This is a genomic window from Streptomyces sp. NPDC051211, from assembly GCF_040689505.1.
GTDB lineage: Bacteria > Actinomycetota > Actinomycetes > Streptomycetales > Streptomycetaceae > Streptomyces.
This window is the reverse complement of record NZ_JBFBAV010000028.1, coordinates 68,289-93,974: the sequence shown is the minus strand read 5'-3', so window position 1 is coordinate 93,974 and position 25,686 is coordinate 68,289. Positions and strand designations below refer to the sequence as shown.

The 25,686-nt window shown below is 72.9% G+C and carries 25 protein-coding genes, 1 tRNA gene and 1 pseudogene; 12 read left to right on the top strand and 15 right to left on the bottom strand.

Annotated features, from left to right (window positions below; genetic code table 11):
* The 4 genes from mshC to AB0447_RS24835 all read right to left on the bottom strand — a co-directional run.
* Nucleotides 1-1,299 (bottom strand): cysteine--1-D-myo-inosityl 2-amino-2-deoxy-alpha-D-glucopyranoside ligase (gene mshC / locus AB0447_RS24850; protein WP_366478946.1); only part of this gene is annotated, 1,299 nt, incomplete at its 3' end.
* A gap of 109 nt (nucleotides 1,300-1,408) precedes the next feature.
* Nucleotides 1,409-2,209: an SCO1664 family protein gene (locus tag AB0447_RS24845; protein WP_366478945.1), complete on the bottom strand. Its 801-nt coding sequence runs from the start codon at nucleotides 2,207-2,209 to the stop codon at nucleotides 1,409-1,411.
* Between the two features lie 5 nt (nucleotides 2,210-2,214).
* Complete coding sequence (locus AB0447_RS24840) at nucleotides 2,215-2,805, bottom strand: DUF3090 domain-containing protein (RefSeq protein ID WP_366478944.1); 591 nt, start codon at nucleotides 2,803-2,805, stop codon at nucleotides 2,215-2,217.
* 98 nt (nucleotides 2,806-2,903) lie between these two features.
* Entirely contained in the window at nucleotides 2,904-3,608 is a 705-nt protein-coding gene (locus AB0447_RS24835; protein ID WP_366478943.1) for a histidine phosphatase family protein, read from the bottom strand.
* Between the two features lie 55 nt (nucleotides 3,609-3,663).
* On the opposite strand from AB0447_RS24835, the gene corA reads away from it, so the two are divergent.
* On the top strand, nucleotides 3,664-4,656 hold the full coding sequence (gene corA / locus AB0447_RS24830; protein WP_366478942.1) for a magnesium/cobalt transporter CorA: 993 nt from the start codon (nucleotides 3,664-3,666) through the stop codon (nucleotides 4,654-4,656).
* 39 nt (nucleotides 4,657-4,695) lie between these two features.
* Here corA and AB0447_RS24825 read toward each other — a convergent pair whose 3' ends face one another.
* Together AB0447_RS24825 and AB0447_RS24820 are read right to left on the bottom strand one after the other, a co-directional pair.
* The gene (locus AB0447_RS24825) at nucleotides 4,696-5,484 is read right to left on the bottom strand and encodes a ferritin-like domain-containing protein (protein WP_366478941.1); all 789 of its coding nucleotides are present in this window, start codon (nucleotides 5,482-5,484) and stop codon (nucleotides 4,696-4,698) included.
* Between the two features lie 346 nt (nucleotides 5,485-5,830).
* Nucleotides 5,831-6,880: an LLM class F420-dependent oxidoreductase gene (locus AB0447_RS24820; protein ID WP_366478954.1), complete on the bottom strand. Its 1,050-nt coding sequence runs from the start codon at nucleotides 6,878-6,880 to the stop codon at nucleotides 5,831-5,833.
* A gap of 105 nt (nucleotides 6,881-6,985) precedes the next feature.
* On the opposite strand from AB0447_RS24820, the gene AB0447_RS24815 reads away from it, so the two are divergent.
* Nucleotides 6,986-7,972: an aldo/keto reductase gene (locus tag AB0447_RS24815; RefSeq protein ID WP_366478940.1), complete on the top strand. Its 987-nt coding sequence runs from the start codon at nucleotides 6,986-6,988 to the stop codon at nucleotides 7,970-7,972.
* Between the two features lie 470 nt (nucleotides 7,973-8,442).
* Nucleotides 8,443-10,593 carry a helix-hairpin-helix domain-containing protein gene (locus tag AB0447_RS24810; RefSeq protein ID WP_366478953.1) on the top strand — a complete coding sequence of 717 codons (2,151 nt, stop codon included), beginning with the start codon at nucleotides 8,443-8,445 and terminating at the stop codon, nucleotides 10,591-10,593.
* A 64-nt stretch (nucleotides 10,594-10,657) separates the two neighbouring features.
* Here AB0447_RS24810 and AB0447_RS24805 read toward each other — a convergent pair whose 3' ends face one another.
* Nucleotides 10,658-11,293, bottom strand: a complete 636-nt coding sequence (locus AB0447_RS24805) for a hypothetical protein (RefSeq protein ID WP_366478939.1) — start codon at nucleotides 11,291-11,293, stop codon at nucleotides 10,658-10,660.
* 47 nt (nucleotides 11,294-11,340) lie between these two features.
* Between AB0447_RS24805 and AB0447_RS24800 the strand changes: the two genes are divergently transcribed.
* The gene (locus AB0447_RS24800) at nucleotides 11,341-11,529 is read left to right on the top strand and encodes a DUF5703 family protein (RefSeq protein WP_366478938.1); all 189 of its coding nucleotides are present in this window, start codon (nucleotides 11,341-11,343) and stop codon (nucleotides 11,527-11,529) included.
* Nucleotides 11,530-11,587: 58 nt separating this feature from the next.
* On the opposite strand, the gene AB0447_RS24795 is transcribed toward AB0447_RS24800, so the two are convergent.
* The 4 genes and pseudogenes from AB0447_RS24795 to AB0447_RS24780 form a co-directional block, all read right to left on the bottom strand.
* Complete coding sequence (locus tag AB0447_RS24795; protein ID WP_366478955.1) at nucleotides 11,588-11,725, bottom strand: hypothetical protein; 138 nt, start codon at nucleotides 11,723-11,725, stop codon at nucleotides 11,588-11,590.
* Nucleotides 11,726-12,310: 585 nt separating this feature from the next.
* Nucleotides 12,311-12,484: pseudogene (locus tag AB0447_RS24790) on the bottom strand (chaplin); the annotation flags it as partial.
* A 149-nt stretch (nucleotides 12,485-12,633) separates the two neighbouring features.
* A complete protein-coding gene (gene chpH / locus AB0447_RS24785) occupies nucleotides 12,634-12,867 on the bottom strand; it encodes a chaplin ChpH (protein ID WP_366478937.1) in 234 nt (77 codons plus the stop codon).
* Nucleotides 12,868-13,015: 148 nt separating this feature from the next.
* On the bottom strand, nucleotides 13,016-14,341 hold the full coding sequence (locus AB0447_RS24780) for a M20/M25/M40 family metallo-hydrolase (RefSeq protein ID WP_366478936.1): 1,326 nt from the start codon (nucleotides 14,339-14,341) through the stop codon (nucleotides 13,016-13,018).
* 174 nt (nucleotides 14,342-14,515) lie between these two features.
* Here AB0447_RS24780 and AB0447_RS24775 point away from each other — a divergent pair.
* Nucleotides 14,516-14,603: transfer RNA gene (locus tag AB0447_RS24775), tRNA-Leu, on the top strand.
* Nucleotides 14,604-14,765: 162 nt separating this feature from the next.
* On the opposite strand, the gene AB0447_RS24770 is transcribed toward AB0447_RS24775, so the two are convergent.
* The 3 genes from AB0447_RS24770 to AB0447_RS24760 all read right to left on the bottom strand — a co-directional run bounded on the left by AB0447_RS24770 (nucleotide 14,766) and on the right by AB0447_RS24760 (nucleotide 18,942).
* Nucleotides 14,766-16,211 carry an amino acid permease gene (locus tag AB0447_RS24770; protein ID WP_366478934.1) on the bottom strand — a complete coding sequence of 482 codons (1,446 nt, stop codon included), beginning with the start codon at nucleotides 16,209-16,211 and terminating at the stop codon, nucleotides 14,766-14,768.
* A 208-nt stretch (nucleotides 16,212-16,419) separates the two neighbouring features.
* Nucleotides 16,420-17,964, bottom strand: a complete 1,545-nt coding sequence (locus AB0447_RS24765; RefSeq protein WP_366478933.1) for an APC family permease — start codon at nucleotides 17,962-17,964, stop codon at nucleotides 16,420-16,422.
* 30 nt (nucleotides 17,965-17,994) lie between these two features.
* Nucleotides 17,995-18,942, bottom strand: a complete 948-nt coding sequence (locus AB0447_RS24760) for a hypothetical protein (protein WP_366478932.1) — start codon at nucleotides 18,940-18,942, stop codon at nucleotides 17,995-17,997.
* 207 nt (nucleotides 18,943-19,149) lie between these two features.
* Between AB0447_RS24760 and AB0447_RS24755 the strand changes: the two genes are divergently transcribed.
* Nucleotides 19,150-19,575, top strand: a complete 426-nt coding sequence (locus tag AB0447_RS24755; protein ID WP_366478930.1) for an ASCH domain-containing protein — start codon at nucleotides 19,150-19,152, stop codon at nucleotides 19,573-19,575.
* Between the two features lie 108 nt (nucleotides 19,576-19,683).
* Here the strand turns inward: AB0447_RS24755 and AB0447_RS24750 are convergent, their stop codons facing one another.
* Nucleotides 19,684-21,339 (bottom strand): FAD-binding dehydrogenase, encoded by a 1,656-nt coding sequence (locus AB0447_RS24750; RefSeq protein ID WP_366478928.1) that lies wholly within the window; start codon nucleotides 21,337-21,339, stop codon nucleotides 19,684-19,686.
* A 56-nt stretch (nucleotides 21,340-21,395) separates the two neighbouring features.
* On the opposite strand from AB0447_RS24750, the gene AB0447_RS24745 reads away from it, so the two are divergent.
* The 6 genes from AB0447_RS24745 (at nucleotide 21,396) to AB0447_RS24720 (ending at nucleotide 25,633) form a co-directional block, all read left to right on the top strand.
* A complete protein-coding gene (locus AB0447_RS24745) occupies nucleotides 21,396-21,929 on the top strand; it encodes an NUDIX domain-containing protein (protein ID WP_366478927.1) in 534 nt (177 codons plus the stop codon).
* Between the two features lie 150 nt (nucleotides 21,930-22,079).
* On the top strand, nucleotides 22,080-22,478 hold the full coding sequence (locus AB0447_RS24740) for a DUF202 domain-containing protein (RefSeq protein WP_366478926.1): 399 nt from the start codon (nucleotides 22,080-22,082) through the stop codon (nucleotides 22,476-22,478).
* On the top strand, nucleotides 22,475-22,798 hold the full coding sequence (locus AB0447_RS24735; RefSeq protein WP_366478925.1) for a DUF202 domain-containing protein: 324 nt from the start codon (nucleotides 22,475-22,477) through the stop codon (nucleotides 22,796-22,798). The genes AB0447_RS24740 and AB0447_RS24735 overlap by 4 nt, the downstream gene beginning before the upstream one ends.
* 62 nt (nucleotides 22,799-22,860) lie before the next feature.
* Nucleotides 22,861-23,157: a hypothetical protein gene (locus AB0447_RS24730; RefSeq protein WP_366478924.1), complete on the top strand. Its 297-nt coding sequence runs from the start codon at nucleotides 22,861-22,863 to the stop codon at nucleotides 23,155-23,157.
* A 186-nt stretch (nucleotides 23,158-23,343) separates the two neighbouring features.
* The gene (locus AB0447_RS24725; RefSeq protein WP_366478923.1) at nucleotides 23,344-24,387 is read left to right on the top strand and encodes a phosphotransferase family protein; all 1,044 of its coding nucleotides are present in this window, start codon (nucleotides 23,344-23,346) and stop codon (nucleotides 24,385-24,387) included.
* Between the two features lie 13 nt (nucleotides 24,388-24,400).
* Nucleotides 24,401-25,633: an acyl-CoA dehydrogenase family protein gene (locus AB0447_RS24720; RefSeq protein WP_366478922.1), complete on the top strand. Its 1,233-nt coding sequence runs from the start codon at nucleotides 24,401-24,403 to the stop codon at nucleotides 25,631-25,633.
* Nucleotides 25,634-25,686 lie beyond the last annotated feature (53 nt).

Sequence of the window (25,686 nt, the reverse complement as noted above, 5' to 3'; positions counted from 1 at the left end):
GGAAGACGTAGTGGTGGTCCATCGCGGTGGTGACACCGCCGCGGGCCATGGCGGCCAGCGAGCCCTGGGCGGCCGAGTAGGCCATCTGCTCGTCGCCACCGTGCGGGAGACCAGGCCCGGGGCCGACTCGTCGTCCCCGTCCGAGGCGAGCTGCGCTTCCACCCAGCGGTCGACGGCCGCGAGCGCCGCAGGGGCGTCCAGGTCGTTCGACAGGGCCTCGCGGACCTCCTCGACGAGGGCGTCGGCAGGCAGGCCGTCCGGCCGGGAGACCGCCGCGCGCCAGCGGCCCAGCCGGGTCTCCGCCTCCGCGAGGACGGAATCCGTCCACTCCCAGTCCGCCCGGTAGTGGTGCGACAGCAGCGCGAGGCGGATCGCCGCCGGGTCGACCCCGGCGCGCCGCAGCGCCGAGACGAAGACCAGGTTGCCCTTGGACTTCGACATCTTCTCGCCGTGCAGGGCGACCATGCCCGCGTGCACGTACGCCTGGGCCATCGGGTACTCGCCCGTCAGCACCTGCGCGTGCGACGCGCCCATCTCGTGGTGCGGGAACGCCAGGTCGGATCCGCCGCCCTGGATGTCGAAGCCCATGCCCAGGTGGTCGAGGGCGATGGCGACGCATTCGATGTGCCAGCCGGGCCGGCCGCGGCCCAGCGAGCCGCCGTCCCAGCTCGGCTCGCCCGGACGCGCGGCCATCCACAGCATCGGGTCGAGGGGGTTCTTCTTCCCGGGGCGCTCCGGGTCGCCGCCGCGCTCCGCGGACAGCAGCCGCATCGCCTCGGCGTCGAGTCCGGACACGGAGCCGAAGTGGGCGTCGGACTCCACCGAGAAGTAGACGTCGCCCTCCAGCTCGTACGCGGCACCCGCGTCCCGGAGCCGCTCCACCAGCGGCACGATGCCCGGTATGGCCTCGACCGCACCGATGTAGTGCTGCGGCGGCAGCATCCGCAGGGCGGTCATGTCCTCGCGGAAGAGCGAGGTCTCGCGCTCGGCGAGCTCTGTCCAGTCGTGGCCGTCGCGCAGCGCCCGCTCCAGCAGCGGGTCGTCCACGTCCGTGACGTTCTGGACGTAGTGGACCTGCCGCTTGGTGTCGAGCCACACGCGCTGTACGAGGTCGAACGCGTTGTAGGTCGCCGCGTGACCGATGTGGGTCGCGTCGTACGGGGTGATGCCGCAGACGTAGATACGGGCGACGGGACCGGGGGAAAGGGTGACCTTCCCGCGGGTCGCGGTGTCGTGGATCTGGAGGTCGCGGCCCTTGCCGGGCAGGGCGGGAACCTCAGAAGCGGGCCAGGCATGCATGACATGAGCCTAACCGGACGGATGTTCCGGAAACGAACCGGATCCACAGGGTTGGCCTGATCGGCACACTTGTGGTCCGCGCGGTTCTGTGCATGCACCGCTTCGCAGGTCAGACGGGTGGCCAGGGGATCGACGGCCACTGTCCGGAGGGGCTCGGATGGGTCCGTGTACGCAGCAGACCGGCCACCCGCTCCCGTACGGCGGCCAGCTCGGCGGCGGTGATCAGTTCGCCCAGTCGGGTGGCGAGCGGGGCGCCCTCGGCGAGCTGCCCGGCGAGGGAGCCGAGCACGGTGAGGGCCTCCTCGGTGAGCGGCTCCCCCGCCCAGCCCCACAGCAGGGTCCGCAGCTTGTCCTCGGCGTGGAAGGTCACCCCGTGGTCGATGCCGTACAGCCGGCCGCCGGGGGCCTGCAGCAGGTGGCCGCCCTTCCGGTCGGCGTTGTTGATCACGGCGTCGAGGACGGCGAGCCGGCGCAGCCGCACGTCGTCGGCGTGCACCAGCAGGGCGGTGCGTCCACCGCCGATCTCGGCGAAGGCGACCGGCTTCCAGCCCTCGCCCGGTTCCTCGCCCTCGACGAGGGCGAGGAGGCTGCCTCCGGGGGTTTCCTCCTCGGCGCCGTCGATCCAGTGCTGGACCATTCCCTCGCCGTACGGGCCGTCGCGCAGCACGGTGGTCGGGACCAGCCCCCATCCGGTGGCCTCGGAGACCAGGTAGGCGGCCACCTCGCGCTGGGCGAGGGTCCCGTCGGGGAAGTCCCACAGCGGCCGCTCGCCCTTGACCGGCTTGTAGACGCAGTCGGCGGTGGCTCCGTCGTGCCGGACCGTGCACAGCAGGACGGCGTTGGAGGCCTCGGCGATCCGGCCGCGGACGGTGAGCTCACCTCGGGTGAGCAGCTCCTCGATCGAGGTCACGGCGGTCACACCTGGCGCCGGTACCCGTTCTGGCGCGGACACACATGCCCTTCCGGGTCCAGGGGCAGGCTGCACAGCGGGCACGGCGGCCGGCCGGCGTTGACCACGTCCAGGGCCCGCTTGGCGAAGGCGCGGGCCTGCGCACCGGTGAGCCGGACCCGGAGCATCGGCGGGCCGTTCTCCTCGTCCTGGAGCAGCCGCTCCTCGGCCTCGGCGAGGTCCTCCTCGGAGTCGGCGTCCAGCTCGACCAGGGCCTGCGCCTCGACGATCATGCGCTGTTCCTCGCCGTCCCAGGCCAGGGCCATGGTGCCGACGCGGAACTCCTCGTCCACCGGGACGTCCAGCGGGGCGGTGTCGGTGGCCTCGGCGGGGGCGACGGCCGGGACGGGGGCGTTGCCCCCGGTGCGCCGTACGACCTCGTCGAGGAGTTCGTCCATCCGCTCGGCCAGTGCGGCGACCTGGGTCTTCTCGAGGGAGACGCTGGTGACGCGGGGACCGGAGGAGGCCTGCAGGAAGAACGTACGGCGTCCAGGCAGCCCGACCGTACCGGCAACGAAGCGGTCCGGCGGGTCGTAGAGGAACACCTGACGGGGCACGTCCAGTCTCCAAGTCTCAGCGCCGGGCCAGGGGCGGGGCCACCGGCAGGGGCAGTCTGCGTACGCGGTCGGTCAGTCCACCCTACTGCGCCGTTGGATCACCCGGCGCCCGCACCGCCCCCCACGACCGCGTTCCCGCCTTCTTCGACGGCTTTGTCCGCGTTGCTCTCGCGCGGGGCGAGGGAGGCGAAGTCCCCGGTGTCGCCGAGCCGGAGCAGGAAGGGCCGGGTGGGGGTGTAGCGGATCGCGGTGACCGAGCAGGGGTCGACGTGGAGGCGCTGGAACAGGTCGAGGTGCATGCCGAGGGCGTCGGCGACAAGGGACTTGATGATGTCGCCGTGGGAGCACATCAGGTAGACGGCGTCCTCGCCGTGGTCCGCGGCGACCCTGGCGTTCCAGTCGCGTACCGCGTCCACGGCGCGGGCCTGCATGGCCCGCATGGACTCGCCGCCGGGGAAGGCGGCCGCGGACGGGTGCTGCTGGACGACCTTCATCAGGGGTTCGTCGGCGAGCTCGGAGAGTTTGCGGCCGGACCAGTCGCCGTAGTGGCATTCGCCGATCCGGTCGTCGATGTGCAGTTCGAGCCCGGGGCGGGCGGCGAGCAGCGGCTCCAGGGTCTGCCGGCAGCGCTCCAGCGGGCTGCTCACGACGGCCGCCAGCGGCAGCCCGGCGAGGCGTCCGGGAAGTGCGACGGCCTGGGCCGCGCCCCGCTCGTCGAGGGTCACTCCGGGGGTCCACCCGGCGAGCAGTCCTGCGGTGTTGGCGGTGGACCGCCCGTGTCGTACGAGGATCAGCGTGGCCATGCGGCCAAGGGTAGGGGGTGTGCCCGGTGTGCGGGGGCGGGCCGGGCAGGGAAGAATGCCCCGCGTGATTGTGGACTGTGCGATTTACCGTGACGGCCGGCGGACCCGAGGGCCGGAGGATTTCTCCGATGCCCTGGACGAGGCGCGGGCGACCGGTGACGCCTTCCTGTGGGTGGGCATGTACGAGCCCACGGAGAAGGAGTTCGATCATGTGAGCCAGGAGTTCGGCCTGCATGCCCTCGCCGTCGAGGACGCGCTGACCGCGCACCAGCGCCCGAAGCTGGAGGTGTACGACGACTCGCTGTTCGTGGTGCTCAAGCCGGTGCAGTACGACGACGACGCGGACACGGTGACCACGGGCGAGCTGATGGTGTTCGTCGGCGACTCCTTCGTGGTGACCGTCCGGCACGGCGAGGGCGGCGCGCTGGCCGCCGTGCGCAAGCGGCTGGAGCAGGAGCCGCAGGTGCTCCGGCACGGTCCGACGGCGGTGCTGTACGCGGTCAGCGACGCGGTGGTGGACCACTACATGGAGGTGGCGGCGGAGCTCCAGGCCGATCTGGAGGAGCTGGAGGCGGACGTGTTCGCGCCGAATCCGGCGGACGCGAAGAACACTGCGGCGCGGATCTACGGCTTCAAGCGCCAGGTGCTGGAGTTCCGCCGGGCGACCAGCCCGCTGCTCGCGCCGATGAACCGGCTGGCCTTCGGCAGCGTGCCGTACGTCGACGACCACTCGCGGCCGTTCTTCCGCGATGTCGCCGACCACCTGACCAAGGCCAACGAGTACATCGAGGGCCTGGACCGGCTGCTGTCGGACGCGCTGGCCGCGCATCTGGCGCAGATGGGCGTCCGGCAGAACGACGACATGCGGAAGATCTCGGCGTGGGCGGCGATGGCGGCCGTCCCGACGATGGTCGCGGGCATCTACGGCATGAACTTCGACCACATGCCGGAGCTCGGGTGGGTCTGGGGATACCCGACGGTCGTGGTGGTGATGGTGGCGACCTGCTTCGGCCTGCACCGCCTGTTCAAGCGGCGCGGCTGGCTGTAGTGCCACGCCCCCTACGGGGTCGCCCGGGCGGGCTCCGGCTCAGGCGAATTCGGGGGCGGTGGTGACCGGGCCGCCCAGTGCGTCGAGCCGCTCCGGCGTCCGCAGGCCGACCATCCGGTGCCAGCCGCTGAACCGTTCGTACGCGTAGGTGCCGCGGATGCCGGCGGCCAGGGCGGCGGCCTTCGGCTTCGGCCACTTCAGGATGCGGCCCATGTGGTCCATGACGGCCAGGCTCACGTCCCGGTAGATGCCGATCTCGGTGAGCGCGCTCTCCCGCAGCACCCGCTGGATGGTGCGGCCGTGGCCTTGCCCGGCCAGCCGCAGCAACTCCTCGTGGCAGTAGGCGAGGTGGTTGTCCTCGTCGTGGCTGATCATGCGGATGGCCTTGCCGAGTTCGGGGTGCTCGCCGAAGGTCTTGACCAGCATCTCCATCTGGTCGGCGGCGCGTTGTTCGGTGACCCGGCTGTGCGAGAGGTAGACGACGATGTCCTGCTCGGTCAGCGGCCGGTCGTCGCGCAGCTTGGTGTGGGCGAGGCCGATGCCGCGCTGCTCCAGGAGCATGGTGTAGTCGGTCTCGGGCGGCACCGGGACCGGCGGCAGCCCGCGTTTGCGCAGCAGCGCGTTGAAGATCCGGCCGTGCTTGTCCTCGTCGGCGCCGTGCCGGGCGATCTTGGGGGTCATCTCGCGCATGCCGTCCGGCACCAGCGCCGCGATCCGGGCGTTCTCCCAGCCTCCCTGGGCCTCCCCGCTGGCGGCGATGGAGCAGAACAGCTGGAAGGATTCGTCGTTGTCGACGATCTCCTGGAACAGGCTGCGGGCTGAGAGCACGGTCCACCTCCGGGCGCGGGCACCCCCTGGGAACTCACTCAAGTCCCGATCCGGCGGGCGGGCAAGCCGGTACGTCCCACCATTCGGCCGAACGAAGGACGCGAAGGGGTGGGCGCGGGGGCGTAACCCCGGGGGCGGGCCGCGCGTTGATGGGGCAGACGGCCGTGGCGGGGAAGACCCCCGAGCCCCCACCACGGCCGCAGAGCCCGGCTGAGGCCCGGCGGATCACGCCAGTCCGGCCCGTACGTCTGCGTTGCACGCCGCGCTTGCACGGCTCGGCCCCCAGGGGGCCTCCCCGGCTTCGGGCGGCTGCGCCGGACTCCGTCCGGCGGCGCGCCCCGGCCGGTTACGCCAGGCCGGCCCGCTCCATGGCTTCGGTGCCGGCCCGCAGCGCGGCCAGCCGCTCGTCGAGGGTGAACCCGGCCGGGGCCAGCGTGAGGGTGGTGACCCCGGCTTCCGCGTAGGCGCGCATCCCGTCGGCGATCCGCTCGACCGAGCCCAGCAGGGTGGTCGAGTCGATCAGGGAATGCGGGACGGCGGCGGCCGCGCCCTCCTTGTCGCCGGCCAGGTACTTGTCCTGGATCTCGGCGGCCTCCTTCTCGTAGCCCATGCGCTGGGCGAGCTGGTTGTAGAAGTTCTGCTTCCGGCTGCCCATGCCGCCGACGTACAGCGCGGTGTACGGCCGGAACATGTCCGCCAGCCCGGTGACGTCGTCACCGAGGGCGAGCGGCACGGTCGGGCAGACGTCGAACCCGTCCATGGTCAGCCCGGCCTTCTCGCGGCCCGCCCGGATGTGCCGCAGGGCCGTCTCCTCCAGGTGCTCGGCAGCCGGGAAGATCAGCAGCGCGCCGTCGGCGATCTCGCCGGTCTGCTCCAGGTTCTTCGGCCCGATCGCCGCGATGTAGAGCGGGATGTGCTCGCGCTGGGGGTGCACGGTCAGCTTGATCGGCTTGCCGGGGCCGCCGGGCAGGGGCAGGGTCCAGTGCTCGCCCTCGTGGGTCAGCCGCTCGCGGCTCATCGCCTTGCGGACGATCTCCACGTACTCGCGGGTCCGCGCGAGCGGCTTGTCGAACCTGATGCCGTACCAGCCCTCGGAGACCTGCGGGCCGGAGACGCCGAGGCCGAGCCGGAACCGGCCGCCGGAGAGCGAGTCCAGGGTCGCGGCCGTCATCGCGGTCATGGCGGGCTGGCGGGCCGGGATCTGCATGATCGCGGACCCGACGTCGATCCGCTCGGTCTGGGCGGCGACCCAGGCCAGGACGGTCGGCGCGTCCGAGCCGTAGGCTTCGGCGGCCCAGCAGACGTCGTAGCCGAGGCGGTCCGCCTCCCGGGCGACGGCGAGGTTGTCGGCGTCCATGCCCGCACCCCAGTAGCCGAGATTGATGCCGAGCCGCATGTTCGTCCCCTTACGGTGTGCCATTTACCGATCAGTAACGTAGGTCTGCGGGGACTGTAGCGCGCCGGGGTCCCGTCCGTCAGTGCCCCAGTAGTCTCAGCGGTCATGGAGCAGAGGCATCTCGGCCGCACCGGCCTGCGAGTGTCCCGGATCGGCCTCGGCACGCTGACCTGGGGACGGGATACCGACGACCAGGCGGCCGCCGACCAGCTGAAGGCCTTCTGGGGGGCCGGCGGCACGCTCGTCGACACCGCCGACGTGTACGGGGGCGGGGAGGCGGAATACCTCCTGGGGCAGCTGGTCGGCGGGCTGGTCCCGCGCCAGGACCTGGTGATCGCCACCAAGTCCGGTTCGGTCCGGGACCCCGACCGCCGTACCGACGCCTCGCGCGGCCACCTGCTGGCCGCGCTGGACGACTCGCTGGCCCGGCTGGGCACGGACTACGTGGACCTGTGGCAGGTCCACGCCTTCGACCCGGGGACCCCGCTGGAGGAGACCCTGCAGGCGCTCGACCTGGCGGTGAGCAGCGGCCGGGCCCGGTACGCGGGGGTGGCGGGGTTCTCCGGCTGGCAGCTGGCCAAGGCGGCGACCTGGCAGCTGGCGGCGCCGGGGGCGGGCCGGACCCGGCTCGCCTCGACCCAGATGGAGTACTCCCTCCTCCAGCGGGGCGTGGAGCGGGAGGTCCTGCCGGCCGCGGTGGACCTGGGCGTCGGCATCCTGCCCGCCTCCCCGCTGGGGCGGGGCGTCCTCACCGGGAAGTACCGGGCTGGGGTGCCGGCCGACTCGAGGGGCGCGTCGGAGACCCTGGCGGCGTTCGTCGAGCCGTACCTGGACGAGCCGGCGGGCCGGATCGTGGACGCGGTGGTGACGGCGGCACACGGGCTGGCCGTGACGCCGCTCCAGGTGGCCCTGGCATGGGTCCGGGACCGCCCGGGAGTGGCCGCGCCGATCGTCGGCGCCCGGACATCGGCGCAGCTCAGCGAGGCTTTGTCGGTGGAGCCCCTTACCCTTCCGGAGGAGATCCGCCAGGCACTGGACGACGTTTCGGCCCCGGTGCACCGCTACCCCGACCAGGACTGGAGCACGCTGTGACCCCGCACCGGACCCCCGAACCCCCCACCCCGTCCCCCGCCGAAGCCGGCGAGCCGGGGAACGGGGCAGCGCCCGCGAACCCGCAGGACGAGGCTGCGCCCGGCGAAGCCGGCGGTGCGGGGGCCGAGGCGGAGCCCGCGGACCAGCAGGACGAGGCGCCCGGCGAAGCCGGCGGGCCGGAGGCCGGGGCAGCACCCGCCGACCGGCAGGACGAGGCTGCCCCCGGCGAAGCCGACGGGCCGGGGGCCGGGGCGGAGCCCCGGGACGGGGGGCCGGGGGCGGAACGCCCCGCACCCGCCGACCGGCAACACGAGACTGCACCCGGCGAAGCCGACGGGCCGGGGGCCGGGGCAGCACCCGCGGACCGGCAGGACGAGGCTGCCCCCGGCGAAGCCGGCGGGGCTGGGGCCGGGGCGGAGCCCCGGGACGGGGGGCCGGGGGCGGAGCCCACGGTTTCGGGAAGGGGCGGGGTGGGGGAAAGCGCCGCAGGCCACGAAACCCCGCTCGCGCCGGACGAAGACGGGGCCGAGGACACCGCCGCGCCCGGCGAAGCCGAGACCGAGGAGCCGGGGGCGGAACCCCAGCAGGCGGGGGCGGAGACCCCGCAGGCCGAGGCGGCGGAGGGGCCGGCCGCGGCCGGGGTGAGTGAGGCCGAGGCCGAGCTCGCCGCGCAGAAGATCGAGCGCGAACGCATCGCCCGCCGCAAGGCGGAACGCACCGCCCCCATCGAGGCGGGCGCCAAGCTCAGCGGCAAGGCCGCCGACCTCCTGGCCGCCGTACGCGCCGTGGAGAGCGGCGAAAAGCCCTCCCCCGCCTACTTCGACGACGCCGCCCCGACCACCCCCCGCAAAACCCCGACCCCGACCCCGCCCCCGACCCCCCGCCCGGCACCCGCCCAGCCCCCGACCGCCCCCAGCCCCACCGCCGACGCCGTCACCGCCGTCCGCACCCTCCTCGCCCGCGCCGGCGCCCCCGAGGCGCTCGCCGCCCGGGCCGCCGAACTGCTCGGCGAGACCGCGGCGGAGCGGCTCACCGAGGACCCCTGGCAGCTGCTCGCCGTCCCCGGCGTCCGCCCGTCCCAGGCCGACGGCTTCGCCCGGGCCCTGCTGGGCGCCGACTGCGGCCCCGCCGACGAGCGCCGCACCACCGCCCTGGTGGGCTGGCTGCTGGCGCAGGCCGCCCTCAAGGGCCACACCGTGCTGGACGCGACCGTGCTGCGCTCCGCCCTGGCCCAGTACACGGTCCCCGACCCGGACGCCGCCCTGGAGGCGGCCATCGCCGACGGCACGGTGCTGGTGTTCCAGGAGCCGGTCGGCGAGCCCGTCCCGGAGGGCGAGGAGCAGCCGGTCCGGATCCTGGTGGGCCTGGAGGGCTGCGCCCTGGCCGAGGAGAGCCTGGCGGACGGCCTGGCCCGGCTGATCAACACCTTCGCCCCGGGGACCGCCACCACGGACGCCTGGCAGGCGGCCGCCGCCTCCGCGCCCACCCCCTCCGCCGCGGAGCTGATCCGCGCGGCCGCCGCACACGGCCTGGTCACCCACACCGGCGGCGAGGCCGCCCGCGCGGAACCGCTCGCCCTGCTGGCCGCCGCCCGCGAACTCGGGCTCCGCGCCTGGGCGGCCACCCACACCCCGGCCCACACCCCGGCCCCCGGGACGGTGACCGTCGCCGGCCTGCTCACCGGCGCCGAGGGCCCGGCCCGGGACGCGGACGGCCAGTGGGAGCTGGACCTGCTGATCGTGCTGGACGCGCCCCAGCTGGACGTGGAGAGCGGGGCCGCGCTGGTCGAGTCGGTGCCGGACGGTGCCCGGCTGGTGCTGTCCGGCGACCCCGGCGTGCTCGGATCCGCCGGCCCGGGCCGGGTGTTCGGGGATCTCCTCGCCGCCCGCGCCTGTCCGCAGCTGGTTTCCCGGACCCCCGACCCCGGCCCGCTCGGCGAGCTGGTCTCCGGCATCGGCATCGGTGAGCTGAACCAGGTCGAGGCCCCCGGCAAGGAGGTCGTGATCGTGCCGGTCCGGGACGCCGGCGAGGCCGTGCACCGGACAGTGCAGCTGGTCGCCGAGTCCGTGCCCCGGGCATTCGGCATCCAGCCGGACGGCGTCCAGGTGATCACCCCCGGGCATGCCGGCTCCGCCGGGACCAGGGCCCTCAACGCGGCCCTGAAGGAGCGGCTGAACCCCGGCCCCGGCCGGTTCGGCGGCTTCGACCCCGGCGACCGGGTCGTCCACGTCCCCTCCCCCGGCCGGGCCGTTCCCGCCCGGGTGCTGTCGGCCGACGCCGAGGGGCTGCACCTGGATCCGGGAGCCGGCCGCGGGCGGATCGTCGTACCGAAGGAGCGGGTGGAGACCGAGGTCCGGCACGGCTGGGCGGTCACCGCGCACCAGGCGGTCGGCGCCCGCTGGCCGGCCGTGGTCGTGGTGCTGCCGGGCGATGCGGCGGACGCGCTGTCCCGGGACTGGGTGTACACGGCCTTCGGGCGGGCGGAACGGCACCTGTCCGTGGTGCACGGCGTGGACCAGGCGCTGCCCAAGGCGGTGGCCGAGATCCCGCCGAAGCCGCGCACGACCCGGCTGACCGGACTGCTGCGCACGCTGGTGGCCTCGGCGGCTCCCGCGGCGTGACGTCCCCGTCCGGGGGCCGGGGATGACCCCGGCCGCCGGTACGGGTTCCCGCGCCCGGCAGGCTCTAGCGGTGCGGTTCGAGCTCCGCCTCTTCGTCCTCGTCCTCGTCGTCGAAGACGGAACTGACGTCGAACCGGTGGAGCACGTGCTCCGGATCCGCGTGGTCGAAGGGGGCGCTGAGCCACTCGCCCGGCTCCGGTGCCTCCCCGCCGGCCGTGATCCAGAGCGTGGAATCACCCTCCTCCAGGCCGAACTCCTTGTAGCGGGAGGCGATCTCGTCCGGCTCGTACTCGCCGAAGAGCACACCGAGCGCCTCGGCGGTCCCGGCGCCGTCGACGAGATCGGAGTCCCGGTCGTGCGCCGCGACGCGCTCCGCCTGGGCGACCAGGCGCTGCGGTTCGGCCACGGCGTAGTCGCGGCGGATGAGCACGCTGAAGGCGGCCGGCTCGGCGGGCCCGGCGTACGGGACTCCGTCCTCACTGGCCGGGATCTCGAAGGGGGTCACCTCGTCGTACCGCTCGTAGAGCAGCTCGTCGTACTCCTCGGCTGCCGCGGCGAGTTCGTTGAACGCGATGTAGACGTCCGGGTCATCGTCCCCGGACCTGCGCTCGACCGCCGCAAGGTGACGGTCCAGCGCGGCTTTGACCGCCTCGGCGGCGGCGCGTACCTCGGCAACGGTGGGCAGAGCGGCATCAGACATAGTGCAGACGCTATCCGTAGCAGGGTGCTGCCCGCACAATAGATGCGATGCCGGAATACGAATTTGTCGACGTGTACGTGCCGCGAGGCGTCTCCCGCAAGGAGGCGACGCGGCTGCTGACCGATCATGCCGAGTACGGGAACTGGGAATTGGACCGGCTGACGCTGCGCCGGGACGGCAGCCGCAGGGTGCGGCTGCGCCGGCGGATCATCCGTCAGGTCCGCGCCACATGGTGATGCGGGCCCCGGATCGCTCCGGGGCCCGCATCGTGGCCCGCCGCCGAAGGCGAGGCCGTCAGACGGAGCTGCGGGCTCGCCGGTAGAGCACGGCTCCGGCCAGCAGCAGCCCGCCGGCGATCGGCACGCCGGCGCTGAGCGCCCCGCCGGCCCCGGTCTCCGCCAGCCCACCGCCCTGCGGCCCTGGGGTGTTCACCCCGCCCCCGGGCGTACCGGGGCTTCCGGGAGCGCCCGGGCCACCGGGATGGCCCGGGTTGCCCGGCGTACCGGGCCCTCCCGGATGACCGGGGTTGCCCGGGTTGCCGGGACCACCGGGGTTGCCGGGCGTACCGGGTCCCCCGGGGTTGCCCGGGTTGCCGGGCGTACCCGGGCCTCCCGGGTTGCCGGGGTTGCCCGGACCACCGGGGTTACCAGGCGTGCCCGGACCCCCGGGGTTGCCCGGGTTGCCCGGCGTACCAGGGCCTCCCGGGTTACCGGGGTTGCCCGGGTTACCGGGGTTACCCGGGTTCCCAGGGTTCCCAGGGTTACCCGGGTTCCCAGGGTTACCCGGGTTCCCAGGGTTACCCGGGTTCCCAGGGTTACCCGGGTTGCCGGGGCCGCCCGGCTCGCACGGCTCGTCCGGTCCGCCCGGATGGCCGGGCCCGCCGGGGTGGCCGGGCCCGCCCGGGTGACCGGGGTGTTCCGGGCCGGGGTGACCCGGCTTGCCCGGCTTACCCGGCTTACCCGGCCGCGGCTCCGGGTTCGGCTTCGGGTTCGGCTTCGTCTGGCCGTTCGCGCAGTGGTTGCCGAACGCCGGGTTCAGACCCCCCACCACCGTGACCGTGTTGCCGCAGGCGTTCACCGGCGCGTGCACCGGAGCCTGGACGGAATTCCCGGACAGGATGCCCGGGGAGTTCGCGGCCCGGCCCGTCGCGCCGGCGTCCGCGTGTGCGTAACCCCCGCCCAGCGCGATCATCCCACCGGCGGCCGCCATGGTGATCAGGGTCTTCCGGCCGGCTGCGGCCTGTCGCTTGTGCACTCGTCCCCCTGCTGTTCCTTGGATGAAAACCCGGCGGCCCCGGAGCGCTGGCATGCGCTCCGGGGCCCGGTACGTCCGACGTCAGGTCAGTTGTTGACGCAGACGTTGCCGAAGGCGGGGTTCAGCAGGCCGATCACCGAGATCGTGTTGCCGCACACGTTGACCGGGATGTGGATCGGGACCTGGACGACGTTGCCGGACAGGACACCTGGGGAGCCGATAGCCGCGCCCTGCGCGCCGGCGTCGGCGACGGCCAGGCCCGCACCCGCGAGAACCAGGCCACCGGTGGCAGCCGCAGCGGCGACAACCTTCTTGATCATTGTTCCTCCTAGTAGACAATGCGGTCCCAGCCGCGGACCGCACCACCTGTAACGAGGAGGTCCCACCAGGGCTACGAGCGTATGAGCGCATTCACTCTTCCCAGTGAGGTGCGCACACCTTCTCGAATCCCGTGCGTCGTCCGGCCGATCAGCAGTTGTCGATGAACCGGTCGAGCACCCGGACCCCGAACTTCAGCCCGTCCACCGGCACCCGCTCGTCCACCCCGTGGAACATCCCGGCGAAGTCCAGCTCGGGCGGCAGCTGCAGCGGCGCGAAGCCGAAGCAGCGGATGCCGAGGTCGTCGAAGGACTTGGCGTCCGTGCCGCCCGAGAGCATGTACGGCACCGCCCGCGCGATCGGGTCCTCGGCCTTCAGGGCGCCCTGCATGGCATCGACCAGACGGCCGTCGAACTCCGTCTCCAGCGCCTTGTCGCCGTGCACGTCCTCCCGCTTGACCCGGGGTCCGAGGATCCGGTCGAGGTCGGCGAGGAACTCGTCCTCGTAGCCGGGCAGGAAGCGTCCGTCCACGTGAGCCACGGCCTGGCCGGGGATCACGTTGACCTTGTAGCCGGCACCCAGCATGGTCGGCTGGGCGGTGTTCCGCAGCGTCGCCCCGATGATCTTCGCGATACCGCCCAGCTTGGCCAGCGTGGCGTCCATGTCCTCCGGGTCGAGCGGGGTGCCGAGCGCGTCCGAGAGCTCGTCCAGGAAGGACCGTACGGTCTTGGTGACGCGCACCGGGAACTGGTGGCGGCCCAGCCGGCCCACCGCCTCGCACAGTTCGGTGATCGCGTTGTCGTTGTTGGTCATGGAGCCGTGGCCGGCCGTGCCGTCCACGGTGAGCCGCATCCAGTGCATGCCCTTCTGCGCGGTCTCGATCAGGTAGAGCCGCAGGTTCTCGTTGACCGTGAAGGAGAAGCCGCCGACCTCGCCGATCGCCTCGGTGACCCCCTCGAAGAGGCCCGGGTGCTTGTCGACCAGATGGCGGGCACCGTAGATGCCGCCGGCCTCCTCGTCCGCCAGGAAGGCCAGCACGATGTCCCGGGGCGGCTTGCGGCCGCTGCGCAGCCGGTCGCGTACGACCGCCAGGGTCATCGCGTCCATGTCCTTCATGTCGACCGCGCCCCGGCCCCACACGCAGCCGTCGGCGATCTCGCCGGCGAACGGGTCGTACGTCCAGTCGGCCGCATTGGCGGGGACCACGTCGGTGTGGCCGTGGATGAGCAGGGCCGGCCGCGAGGGGTCCTCGCCCTCGATGCGGGCCACCGTCGAGGCGCGGCCCTTGTGCGATTCGAAGATCTGCGGCTCCAGACCCACCTCGGCAAGCTTCTCGGCCACCCATTCGGCTGCCTTGCGCTCCCCCGGGCCCGAGTGGTCGCCGTAGTTGCTGGTGTCGATCCGGATGAGGTCCCGGCAGAGGTCGACGACCTCGTCCTCGCCGGATACGGTCCTGCCCGCGCTCGACTCGCTCACGCTGCTTCCTCCCACTGATCGGATGTACCCCCCACATCCTCCCGCTCCGGGTGCCCGTCCCCAAGGGGGTTCTCCTCCGATCGCAGCGGACGAGCAGGTGATCGAGGCACGCCGAATCCCTGGTAATGTTCTCTTCGTCGGAACGGCCCGCGAGGGACGCGAGACAGACACCTTGTCCGGGTGGCGGAATGGCAGACGCGCTAGCTTGAGGTGCTAGTGCCCTTTATCGGGCGTGGGGGTTCAAGTCCCCCCTCGGACACCAGAAAGAAGGACCCCGCTTCGGCGGGGTCCTTCTTCGTTGTGCTGCCGTCGTCGTGCTGCGCCGTGGCCGGTTCCGTGCCGTGGGGAAACGGAACGCCGGGGGCCCCGGGCGGGCCCCCGGCGGGTGCCGGACGGTCAGTCGCGGACGGACTGCCGCGGGCGGTCAGTCACGGGCGGCGGCCGCGATGCGGGCCACGCGGTTGCGGATGCAGTACCAGCCGACGACCAGGGCCGCGCCGATCAGCGGGACGAGACAGACCGTCCAGCGGCCGACGCCGCCGTCGCACCACATCAGCACCAGGACGCTGGCCAGGAAGACCAGGGTCACGATCTGGGTGTACGGGGCCCAGGGCAGCCGGTAGGCGGGCCGCTCGACCAGACCGGCCTTGGCGCGGCGCCAGAAGAAGAGCGAGCAGAGCATGACCATGCCCCAGGTGCCCAGGATGCCGAGGGAGGCGAGGTTGAGGACGATCTCGAAGGCCTCGCCGGGCATGAACTTGTTGAGGGCCACGCCTGCGATGCCGAAGGCGGCCGTGAACAGGACGCCGCCGTAGGGGACCTTGCCCTTGTTCATGCGGGCGGTGAACTTCGGCGCGGAACCGGACATGGCCATGGAACGCAGGATGCGGCCCGTGGAGTACAGGCCCGAGTTCAGGGAGGACAGGGCCGCGGTCAGGACCACCAGGTTCATGATGCCGGCGGCGCCGGGGATGCCCAGCTGCTCGAAGACCGTGACGAACGGGCTCTGCTTGGACGAGTACGCGGTGTAGGGCAGGAGCAGGGCGAGGAGGACGACCGAGCCGACGTAGAAGATGCCGACCCGCCACATGATCGAGTTGATGGCCTTGGGCATGATCTTCTCGGGGTTCTCGGTCTCGCCGGCGGCGACGCCGCAGAGCTCGACGGAGGCGTACGCGAAGACCACGCCCTGGATCACCAGGAGCATGGGCAGCATGCCGGCCGGGAAGAGGCCGCCGTTGTCGGTGATGGTCGACAGACCCGGAGTGTGGTCGCCGATCTTGTGGCTGGTCGCCACCAGGTAGATGCCGACGAGCATGAAGATCGTCAGGGCGGCGACCTTGACGATCGAGAACCAGAACTCCATCTCGCCGAAGTACTTCACCGAGATCAGGTTGGCGGCCAGCACCACGGCGAGCGCGATCAGCGCCAGGATCCACTGCGGGACGTCGCTGAACATGGCCCAGAAGTGGGCGTAGGTCGCGGCGGCGGTGATGTCCGCGACGGTGGTGGTGGACCAGTTCAGGAAGTACAGCCAGCCGGCCGTGTAGGCGCCCTTCTCGCCCATGAACTCGCGGGCGTAGGAGACGAAGGCCCCGGAGGACGGACGGTAGAGGACGAGCTCACCCAGGGCCCGGACCACGAAGAAGGCGAAGATGCCGCACACGGCGTAGGCGATCGCGAGGGAGGGGCCGGCTCCGGCGAGGCGGCCTCCGGCACCGAGGAACAGGCCGGTGCCTATCGCCCCGCCGATCGCGATCATGTTGATGTGGCGGGACTTCAGGTCCTTGCTGTAGCCCTCGTCGCCGGCGTCGACGTGGCGGGCGGCGGGCTCCGCGGCTGCAGCCTTGGTAAGGGTGCGGTCGGTCATAGGGGACTTCGCCTTCGTGGGTGGGACAGGCAGGCCGGAGTGCCGCGCAGGGGAGCTGGGTGGTGTCCCCTGTGCCGCCTTCCGGTGTTTTTGGTCGCACCAGGAGACCACGGGCGCGGGTGGGTGCCAAAACCGGCCTTCGCATGCGGAAGCCCCCGACACCCTTCGAAAGGGTTGCCGGGGGCTTCCGTGGGGCCTGGTACCAAGGTCAGTCGCGGGGCGCGGCCTCCGCCGCCTGGTCGAGGCGGAAGGCCTCGTTGCCGAGGCCGATGCGGGCGTGGGTGTCGGGCCGCCGGGCGCGCAGGAGCAGGCCGTAGCCGAGGCCGATGAGGACGGCGGCGCCGATGATGCCGGGCAGGACCCAGCTGAGCGCCGAGCCCTCTCCGGCGCCGACCAGGACGCCGAAGTCCTTGACGGTGTAGCCGGCGATGCCGAGGAGGGCGACGCCGGCGGTGCCGGCCGCGGTGAGCCGCCAGATCTGGGCGCCGGCGGTGCCGCGCCGGACGAAGAAGGCGATCACGGCGAAGGAGGCGGCGGCCATCAGGAGGGTCACGCCGAGGGCGCCGACGCTGCCCATCCAGGTGAAGAGGTGCAGGACGGGCGCGGTGGGGTCGCCGGTCGGCTTGTCGTCGGTGAGGGCGAAGGCGAGGACCACGAGGGTGGCCACGCCGGTCTGGAGGAGGGAGCCGGTGCCGGGGGCGCCGGTGCCGGCGTTGGTGCGGCCGAAGGCGGCCGGGAGCAGGCCCTCGCGGCCCATGGCGAAGGCGTAGCGGGCGACCACGTTGTGGAAGCTGAGCATGGCCGCGAACATGCCGGTGACGAAGAGGATGTGCAGGACGTCGGTGAAGGTGCCGCCGAGGCGGGCCTCGGTGAGGAAGAAGAGCAGGCCGGGACCGGTGTCGGCGGAGGTCTTGACGACCTCGGAGGGGCCGGTGGCGACGGTGAGGGCCCAGGCGCTGAAGGCGAAGAAGGCCGCGACGAAGCCGATGGCGAGGAACATCACGCGGGAGACGACGATGTGCGGCTTGCTGGTCTCCTCGGCGTAGACCGGGGACTGCTCGAAGCCGACGAAGGCGGCGATGCAGAAGCAGAGGGCGGTGCCGAGGCCGGCGCCGGAGAGTGTCTCCGGGTTGAAGGCGTGCAGCGAGAGGCCTTCCTTGCCGGGCTCGGCGAGGGCGGCGATGTCGAAGACGACGACGAGGGCGCACTCGATGAGGAGCAGGACGCCGAGCACCCGGGCATTGAGGTCGATCTTGAGCCAGCCGAGGGCGCCGGTGGCGGCGACGGCGAGCAGGGCGGGTATCCACCAGGCGAGCTCGACCTCGAGGTAGGTGGCGAACAGCCCGGAGATCTCGAAGCCGAGGATGCCGTAGACGCCGACCTGCATGGCGCTGTAGGCGACCAGCGCGACCAGGGAGGCGCCGACTCCGGCGGTGGGGCCCAGACCCCGGGCGATGTAGGCGTAGAGGGCGCCGGCGTTGTGGACGTGCCGGCTCATCTCGGCGTAGCCGATGCCGAACAGCGCGAGGACGATGCCGAGGATGACGAACAGCAGCGGCTGGCCGACGATGCCCATGACGCCGAAGGTGGTGGGCATCACACCGGCCACCACCATCAGGGGGGCGCTGGCCGCGAGTACGGAGAGCAGCAGGCCGGCGGTCCCGAGGCGGTCGGCGCGCAGGGCCCGGTCCTGGCCCTTGTAGGTCCGGATCTCGTCCGCGGGGTTGAGCGTGGTGGATCTGCCCGTCGCCATGGCGGGTGGTCCTTTCGGGGGTCGAGAAGTTCAGGCGGAGCCGAGCGCGGCAGTGCGCGCGGCGAGGAAGGCCTTGTGTGGGTCGAGGTCGGGGTAGGACCAGGGGGCGTGGGTGGCGTGCCGCCCGATCCGGTGGAAGAGGGCGGCGGCCTCGGCGGGGCGGCCCTCGCAGAGCTTGGCGTGGGCGAGGAAGTTGAGGTCGACCCGGTTGCGGGGGTGGTCCTCCCGCTCCCATTCGAGCCACCAGTCGAAGGCGGAGCGCAGCACTTGGCGGGCACGGCGGCCGGACCAGTGCTGGGTGGCGCTGTCGAACGTATGGCCGTGCTGGGTGGCGAGGACGCGGTAGCGCTCGGCGTGGGCGATGACCGGGAGGACGGCGAGCGGGGAGTCGGCGGGGGACTCCTCGGCGGCCCAGGCGGCGAAGTCGTAGACCTCGTGCAGGGGGTCGTGGCCGGCGCCGGGGGTGCGTTCGGCGAGCCGGGCGACCATGAGGTGGTGGGCGTGGTGGTGCTCGCGGTGGCGGGCCCGGACCTGGTCGAAGTGCCGGGTGAACTCTTCTTCGTTGCCGTAGGCGCGGCTGAGCATGAGCAGGCCGAGCCAGGGGGTGGGGTCGGCGGGGAGCAGCGTTGCGGCGCGGCGGCAGGCTTCCTCGGCGGCCTCGGGGGTGCCCTTGCGGCGCAGGGCGGCGAAGACCGCGGCGCAGGCGTGGAGGGTGACGGCGTCGGCGCTCTCGGGTTCTGCGAGCAGCCATTCGCCGGCCCAGGCGGTGGCGGCCGGGGTCTGGGCGAGGACGACGAGGCGGTGGCCGCGGCGGTCCCAGTCGTCGCCGGTGGCGGCGAGGAGTGCGCGGGCGCTGGACCACCGGCCCTGGGTGAACCGCGCGCGTACGTCGACGAGTTCGGCATCGCAGAGGGCCGGGTCGAAGAGCTGGGCGTCCCGCTTGCGGGAACGGCCGAGAGGCGGCGGAGGCGGGGACATCCGCTGGCTTCCCTCCAGGACGCGGGCTTCGGTTGGGGCGGTCGGTGGTTTACCGATGGATGATCACGCACAGCAAACCGGTAGGCACAGCTCCGCGTCAAGGTCCAGGCCACTGCGTGGCGAGTTTCAACTGCCCCGGTCAACGGGTAAGTTGGGTCGGTTGTGCCGGTTCGCGGCCTGGCCTGTTCCGCGCACTACGCTGGGCCCATGACGACGTTCGAGGATCTCCCTCCGTACCTGCTGGGCTTCCCCGGCCCGCTGCGGGACCGGCTGGTGGCAGCGGTGCTGGCCGGTTCGAAGACGGCGACGACCGGACTGCTCGCGGCCTACGAGGCCGAGCGCGAACCGCTGCCCGCGGCAGGCGACCGGACCGTGCTGCTGGATTCGGCGGAACGGCCGGTGGCTGTGCTGGAAGTCACCGGGGTGCGGGTGGTCCGGCTGGCCGATGTGGACCTGCGGCACGCCGTGGACGAGGGCGAGGGACACGCCTCGGTGGCCGAATGGCGCGCCTCGCACGAGGAGTTCTGGCATTCGGCGGAACTGCGCGAGCTGCTGGGCGATCCGGAGTACACGGCGGGCGAGGACACGCGGGTCGTGCTGGAGCGGTTCCGGGTGGTGGAGCGGCTGGGGTAGGAGCGCCGGGCCGGCCGGGGCCCCGGGGCCCGGCCGGCCCGGGCGGCACTGCGACGCCGCCGCGGCCCGCCGCCGCAGCCCGCAGCCCGCAGCCCGCAGCCCGCAGCCTCAGCTCACCGCCGCGGCCGCGGCCCGGCCCGCCGCGCGGCCCGAGAAGATGCAGCCGCCCAGGAAGGTGCCCTCCAGGGCCCGGTAGCCGTGCACGCCGCCGCCGCCGAAGCCGGCCGCCTCGCCGGCCGCGTAGACGCCGGGCAGCGGGTCGCCGGCCGGGGTCAGCACCCGTGAGGAGAGGTCGGTCTCCAGTCCGCCCAGGGACTTGCGGGTGAGGATGGAGAGCCGTACGGCGATCAGCGGGCCGGCCTTCGGGTCGAGGATCCGGTGCGGTGCGGCGGTCCGGATCAGCTTGTCGCCGAGGTACCTGCGGGCTCCGTGGATGGCCGTCACCTGGAGGTCCTTGGTGAAGGGGTTGGCGATCTCCCGGTCCCGGGCGGTGATTTCGCGGCGGAGGGCCGTCTCGTCGATCAGGTCCGCCTTCGTGAGCTCGTTCATCCGCCGTACCAGGGCGGGCAGTTCGCGTTCGACGATGAAGTCGGCGCCGTGCTCCATGAAGGCCTTCACCGGCCCCGGAACGGCCTGCCGGGCCCGGTCGATCACGTCCCGGACCGACTTGCCGGTGAGGTCCGGGTTCTGCTCGGAGCCGGAGAGGCCGAACTCCTTGCCGATGATCCGCTGGTTGAGCACGAACCAGGTGTGGTCGTGGCCGGACTTCATGATGTGGTCCAGGGTGCCAAGCGTGTCGAAGCCCGGGAAGAGGGGAACCGGCAGCCGCCGCCCGGTGGCGTCCAGCCAGAGCGAGGACGGCCCGGGCAGGATGCGGATGCCGTGCCGGGCCCAGATCGGGTTCCAGTTGTCGATGCCCTCGGTGTAGTGCCACATCCGGTCCCGGTTGATGTGGCTGGCGCCCGCCTCCTCGGTGATGCCGAGCATCAGCCCGTCCACGTGCGCCGGAACCCCGGACAGCATCCGCGCGGGCGGGGTGCCGAGCCGGGCCGGCCACTGGGCCCGCACCAGGTCGTGGTTGCCGCCGATGCCGCCGGAGGTGACGATCACCGCCTGGGCGCGCAGCGAGAACGCCCCGGTGGTCTCGCGGCTGCTGGCGGAACCCCGTACGGCGTTCGAGGGCTCCAGGACCTCGCCGGTGACGGTGTCCACCGCGCCCGCGGTACGGGCCAGGCCGGTGACCCGGTGCCGGAACCGCAGCTGGACCAGGCCGCGGGCCGCCCCGGCGCGGACCCGCCGTTCGAAGGGCTCCACCAGGCCGGGGCCGGTGCCCCAGGTGATGTGGAAGCGGGGGACGGAGTTGCCGTGCCCGGTGGCGTCGTAGCCGCCGCGTTCGGCCCAGCCGACCACCGGGAAGAACCGCACTCCCTGGGCGTGCAGCCAGGGCCGCTTCTCCCCCGCCGCGAAGTCCACGTACGCCTCGGCCCAGCGGCGCGGCCAGGCGTCCTCGGGGCGGTCGAAGCCCGCGGTGCCCAGCCAGTCCTGCAGGGCGAGATCGTGGCTGTCCTTGATCCGCAGCCGGCGCTGTTCGGGGGAGTTCACGAAGAACAGGCCGCCGAAGGACCAGTGGGCCTGGCCGCCGAGGGACTGCTCGGGCTCCTGGTCGAGCAGGATCACCTTGCGGCCCGCGTCGACGAGCTCGGCGGTGGCCGCCAGGCCCGCGAGCCCGGCCCCGATCACGATCACGTCTGCGTCGTACGTCATGCGCAGATCCTGGCTACGCGGCGGTAACCCGTCAACACCGGTGCTTGGATGAATCCGTGAGTACTGACGATGCTGCTGAGGAAGTACTGGACGTGGTGGACCGGGCGGACCGGGTCCTGGGGCAGGCCCCGCGCGGCGAGGTGTACGCGCGGGGGCTGATCCACCGCTGTGCGTTCGTGCTGGCACGGGATACCGGGGGCCGGGTGTTCGTGCACCGCCGGACCGCCTCGAAGCTGGTGTTCCCGTCCCACTACGACATGTTCGTGGGCGGGGTGCTGGGCGCCGGGGAGGGCTATGCCGAGGCCGCGCTGCGGGAGGCCGGCGAGGAGCTGGGGGTGACCGGACTGGCGCCGCCGCAGCCGCTGTTCAAGTTCCTGTACGAGGGGCCGGGCGGGGCCTGGTGGTCGTACGTGCACGAGGTGCGGTGCGAGGCGGACGCAGTGCGCCCGCAGGTGTCCGAGGTCGACTGGCACGCCTTCCTGACGGAGGAGGAGCTGGCGCGGGAGGTGGAACGGGGCGAGTGGACCTGGGTGCCGGACGGTCTGGAGGCCTACCGGCGGCTGCTGGAGTTCCGCCGGGGCACTGTCTGAGGGCGGAGCCCCCGGCCCTGAAGGCGCGCCCGGCCCTGAAGGCGGAGCCCGGCCCTGAAGGCGGAGCCCGGCCCGGAGGGCCCGCCCGGCCCGGAGGGCGCAGCCCGGGCCTGAAGGCGGGGCCGGGCGGCCCCGCGTAGATTTGCCGGTGTGATCGACTTCGTCAGAGACGTGCGCCTCTGGTTCGCGCCCCAGCGGGTCCGGGACGAGGGCGAGACCCCCGACTACCGGTTCTCCCTCGCCAACGAGCGGACCTTCCTGGCCTGGATCCGGACCGCCCTGGCCCTGGTGGGCGGCGGGTTCGCGGTGGACCAGTTCCTGCCGGACCTGCGCTGGGGCGTCCGGGTCGGGATGGCGGTGGCCCTGCTGGTGGTGGGCACGGCGTGCGCGCTGCGCGCGGTGAACCACTGGGTGCGCTGCGAGCGGGCCATGCGCCGGGGCGAGGACCTGCCGGTGTCCCGGTTCCCGGTGCTGCTCAGCCTGGGCGTGGGGCTGGTCGCGGCGGCGATGGTCGTGGTGGTGCTGCTGGGCTGGACCTCGGGCCGGTGAGCCAGGGCGGGGCCGTGGCCGGCCGGGACCCGGGGCTGCAGCCCGAACGCACCCGGCTGGCGTGGCGACGTACGACGCTGACCTGCACGATCACCGCGGTACTGGCGATCCGGCAGGCACTGCGCGGGACCGGCGCGCCCGTGGAGGTCCTCGGAACGGCCTTCATCGTGCTGGTGTGGCTGGCCTTCACCGGGGTGGCCCACCGCAGGATCCGCTCGCTGGCCGTGGCGCGGCCGGCCGGGCTGGCGCCGCGCGCGGCCCTGGCGGCCACGCTGTGCACGGTGGCACTCGCGGTCTTCGCCATCGCAGTGATCATCTGAATAATCCGGGAGCGGAGTGCCACAACGGGCGATATCCAGCCATTCTCTCTAACCTCGGGCCTATGACGACAATGCACCAGGAACACCCCACGCACGAGCACGCCCACGGCCCCGGCTGCGGACACACCGAGGTGTCCCACGGCGACCACGTCGACTACGCGCACGACGGCCACCTGCACCGGCAGCACGCGGGGCACTGGGACGAGTGCGAGCCGGGCGGGCACGTGGCGCACGAGGGCCACCGGCACGCGCACGGCACGGACTGCGGCCACGACGCCGTTCCGCACGGGGACCATCTGGACTACCTGCACGACGGGCGCCGGCACGCCGAGCACGCGGGGCACTGGGACGATCACTGACGGGCCACCCCCTTCCCCCGGACGGCCCCGGCGCGGCAGGATGCCGCTCACCGGGGCCGTCCGCGTCCGGGTTTCGGCGCATTCGAGGCGAGTGGGGGACGAGTTCGTGGCGCACCCCTCTGGACGGCATACCGACTGGTCGGCATGATGGGCGCGACAGCATCGACTCCGTACGGAGGTGTGCACATGACCCCAGCCGACCCCGCCGGCCCCCGGGGCCTCGACCTGGAGCGGCTGCGCGGCCATCTCGACCGCGCCCGGCCCGGACTCGTGGCCGGGCCGCTGACCGGCCGGCTCATCGAGGGGGGCCGCTCGAACCTCACGTACGCGGTCACCGACGGCAGCAGCCGCTGGGTGGTGCGCCGGCCGCCGCTCGGCCACGTCCTGGCCACCGCCCACGACATGCGGCGCGAGCACCGGGTGATCGAGGCCCTGCACGGCACGGCGGTGCCGGTGCCCGAACCGCTGCTGCTGTGCGAGGACGAGGAGGTGCTCGGGGCGCCGTTCTACGTGATGGAGTTCGTGGACGGGGTGCCGTACCGGACGGCCGGGCAGCTGGCCGAGCTCGGCCCGCAGCGGACCCGGCAGGCCGTGCTGAACCTGGTCGACACCCTGGTCGAACTGCACGCGGTGGACCCGGCGGCGGTCGGGCTCGCGGACTTCGGCCGGCCGGAGGGCTTCCTCGACCGGCAGCTGCGCCGCTGGGGCAAGCAGCTGGACGCCTCCCGCAACCGTGAACTGGCCGGGATCGACGAGCTGCACGGCGCGCTCGGCCGGGCCCTGCCCGACTCCCCGGCGCCGGCGGTGGTGCACGGCGACTTCCGTCTCGACAACGTCCTGATCGGCGGGTCCCCGTCCGGCACCGACACCATCCGCGCGGTGCTGGACTGGGAGATGTCCACCCTCGGCGATCCGCTCACGGACCTCGGCCTGCTGGTGATGTACAGCTCGGACCTGGGGCTGCCCGAGTCCCCGGTGAGTACGACGAGCAGCGCGCCGGGGCATCCGGCGCCGGCCGAGCTCATCGAGCGGTACGCGGCCCGCTCGGGCCGGGACACCGGGGCGATCGCCTGGTACACGGCGTTCGCCTGGTTCAAGCTCGCGGTGATCCTCGAAGGCATCCACTACCGCTACACGCTCGGCCAGACCGTCGGTGCGGGCTTCGACCGGATCGGCGAACTGGTCCCGGTCTTCATCGAGCACGGCCTGACCACCCTCCAGGAAGGCTGAGGAGCCGATCAGCATGGACTTCGCATACGACGCCCGGACCGAGGAACTCCGCGAGCGGCTGCTCGCGTTCATGGAGGATCACGTCTATCCGGCGGAGCCCGTCGCCGCCGCGCAGCGGGCTGCCCTCGACTCGCCCTGGGACACCCCGGCGGTCTTCGGGGAGCTGCGGGCCGAGGCCCGCCGGCAGGGCTTGTGGAACCTCTTCCTTCCGGATTCCGAGCACGGTGCCGGGCTGACCAACCTCCAGTACGCCCCGCTGGCGGAGATCACCGGCCGCAGCCCGCACCTGGCGCCGATGGCGGTCAACTGCGCGGCCCCGGACACCGGGAACATGGAGCTGCTGGCGCAGTTCGCGAGCGAGGAGCAGAAGAAGCAGTGGCTGGAGCCGCTGCTGACGGCGGAGATCCGGTCGGCGTTCGCGATGACCGAGCCCGAGGTGGCCTCCTCGGACGCGACGAACATCGAGACCCGGATCGAGCGGTCGGCGGACGGGTCCGAGTACGTGGTCACGGGCCGGAAGTGGTTCATCTCCGGGGCGATGAGCCCGGACTGCAAGATCTTCATCGTGATGGGCAAGACCGATCCGGAGGGCGCGGATCCGCGCCGCCAGCAGTCGATGATCCTGGTGCCGCGCGACACCCCGGGGGTCGAGGTGCGGCGGGCGATGACCGTGTACGGGTACGAGGACCACGACCACGGCGGCCACGCCGAGGTGGTCTTCGACGGCGCCCGGGTGCCGGCCGCGAACCTGATCGGCGAGGAGGGCTCCGGCTTCGCCATCGCCCAGGCTCGGCTCGGGCCGGGCCGGATCCACCACTGCATGCGGCTGATCGGCATGGCGGAGCGGGCCGTCGAGCTGATGTGCCGGCGCGCGGTGGACCGTACCGCCTTCGGGAAGCCGCTGGCCGCGCAGGGCGTCGTACAGAACTGGATCGCGGACGCCCGGGTGACCGTCGAGCAGCTGCGGCTGCTGGTGCTGAAGACGGCCTGGCTGATGGACACCGTGGGCAACCGCGGGGCGCACACCGAGATCCAGGCCATCAAGATCGCCACTCCGCGGGCGGTGGTGCGGATCCTCGACGACGCGGTCCAGCTGCACGGCGCGGGCGGGGTCAGCCAGGACTTCCCCCTGGCCGAGCTGTGGGCGGCGGCGCGGACCCTGCGGCTGGCCGACGGCCCGGACGAGGTGCACCAACGATCGCTTGCCCGGCGTGAGTTGAAGAAGCACACCGCCGATCGGCGATGAACGTGCAGGAATCGTGCAGGAGTTCGTCGGAACACATGTGCGGAGTGAAGGCG

Bases quoted from the DNA above. Each gene is read 5' to 3' on its own strand.
- chpH (WP_366478937.1), bottom strand. From the start codon at position 12,867: ATGATCAAGAAGGTTGTCGCCGCTGCGGCTGCCACCGGTGGCCTGGTT.
- AB0447_RS24800 (WP_366478938.1), top strand. From the start codon at position 11,341: ATGCCGGAATACGAATTTGTCGACGTGTACGTGCCGCGAGGCGTCTCC.
- AB0447_RS24805 (WP_366478939.1), bottom strand. From the start codon at position 11,293: ATGTCTGATGCCGCTCTGCCCACCGTTGCCGAGGTACGCGCCGCCGCC.
- AB0447_RS24730 (WP_366478924.1), top strand. From the start codon at position 22,861: ATGACGACAATGCACCAGGAACACCCCACGCACGAGCACGCCCACGGC.
- AB0447_RS24765 (WP_366478933.1), bottom strand. From the start codon at position 17,964: ATGGCGACGGGCAGATCCACCACGCTCAACCCCGCGGACGAGATCCGG.
- AB0447_RS24720 (WP_366478922.1), top strand. From the start codon at position 24,401: ATGGACTTCGCATACGACGCCCGGACCGAGGAACTCCGCGAGCGGCTG.
- AB0447_RS24760 (WP_366478932.1), bottom strand. From the start codon at position 18,942: ATGTCCCCGCCTCCGCCGCCTCTCGGCCGTTCCCGCAAGCGGGACGCC.
- AB0447_RS24755 (WP_366478930.1), top strand. From the start codon at position 19,150: ATGACGACGTTCGAGGATCTCCCTCCGTACCTGCTGGGCTTCCCCGGC.
- AB0447_RS24750 (WP_366478928.1), bottom strand. From the start codon at position 21,339: ATGACGTACGACGCAGACGTGATCGTGATCGGGGCCGGGCTCGCGGGC.
- AB0447_RS24835 (WP_366478943.1), bottom strand. From the start codon at position 3,608: ATGGCCACGCTGATCCTCGTACGACACGGGCGGTCCACCGCCAACACC.
- corA (WP_366478942.1), top strand. From the start codon at position 3,664: ATGCCCCGCGTGATTGTGGACTGTGCGATTTACCGTGACGGCCGGCGG.
- AB0447_RS24815 (WP_366478940.1), top strand. From the start codon at position 6,986: ATGGAGCAGAGGCATCTCGGCCGCACCGGCCTGCGAGTGTCCCGGATC.
- AB0447_RS24820 (WP_366478954.1), bottom strand. From the start codon at position 6,880: ATGCGGCTCGGCATCAATCTCGGCTACTGGGGTGCGGGCATGGACGCC.
- AB0447_RS24725 (WP_366478923.1), top strand. From the start codon at position 23,344: ATGACCCCAGCCGACCCCGCCGGCCCCCGGGGCCTCGACCTGGAGCGG.
- AB0447_RS24770 (WP_366478934.1), bottom strand. From the start codon at position 16,211: ATGACCGACCGCACCCTTACCAAGGCTGCAGCCGCGGAGCCCGCCGCC.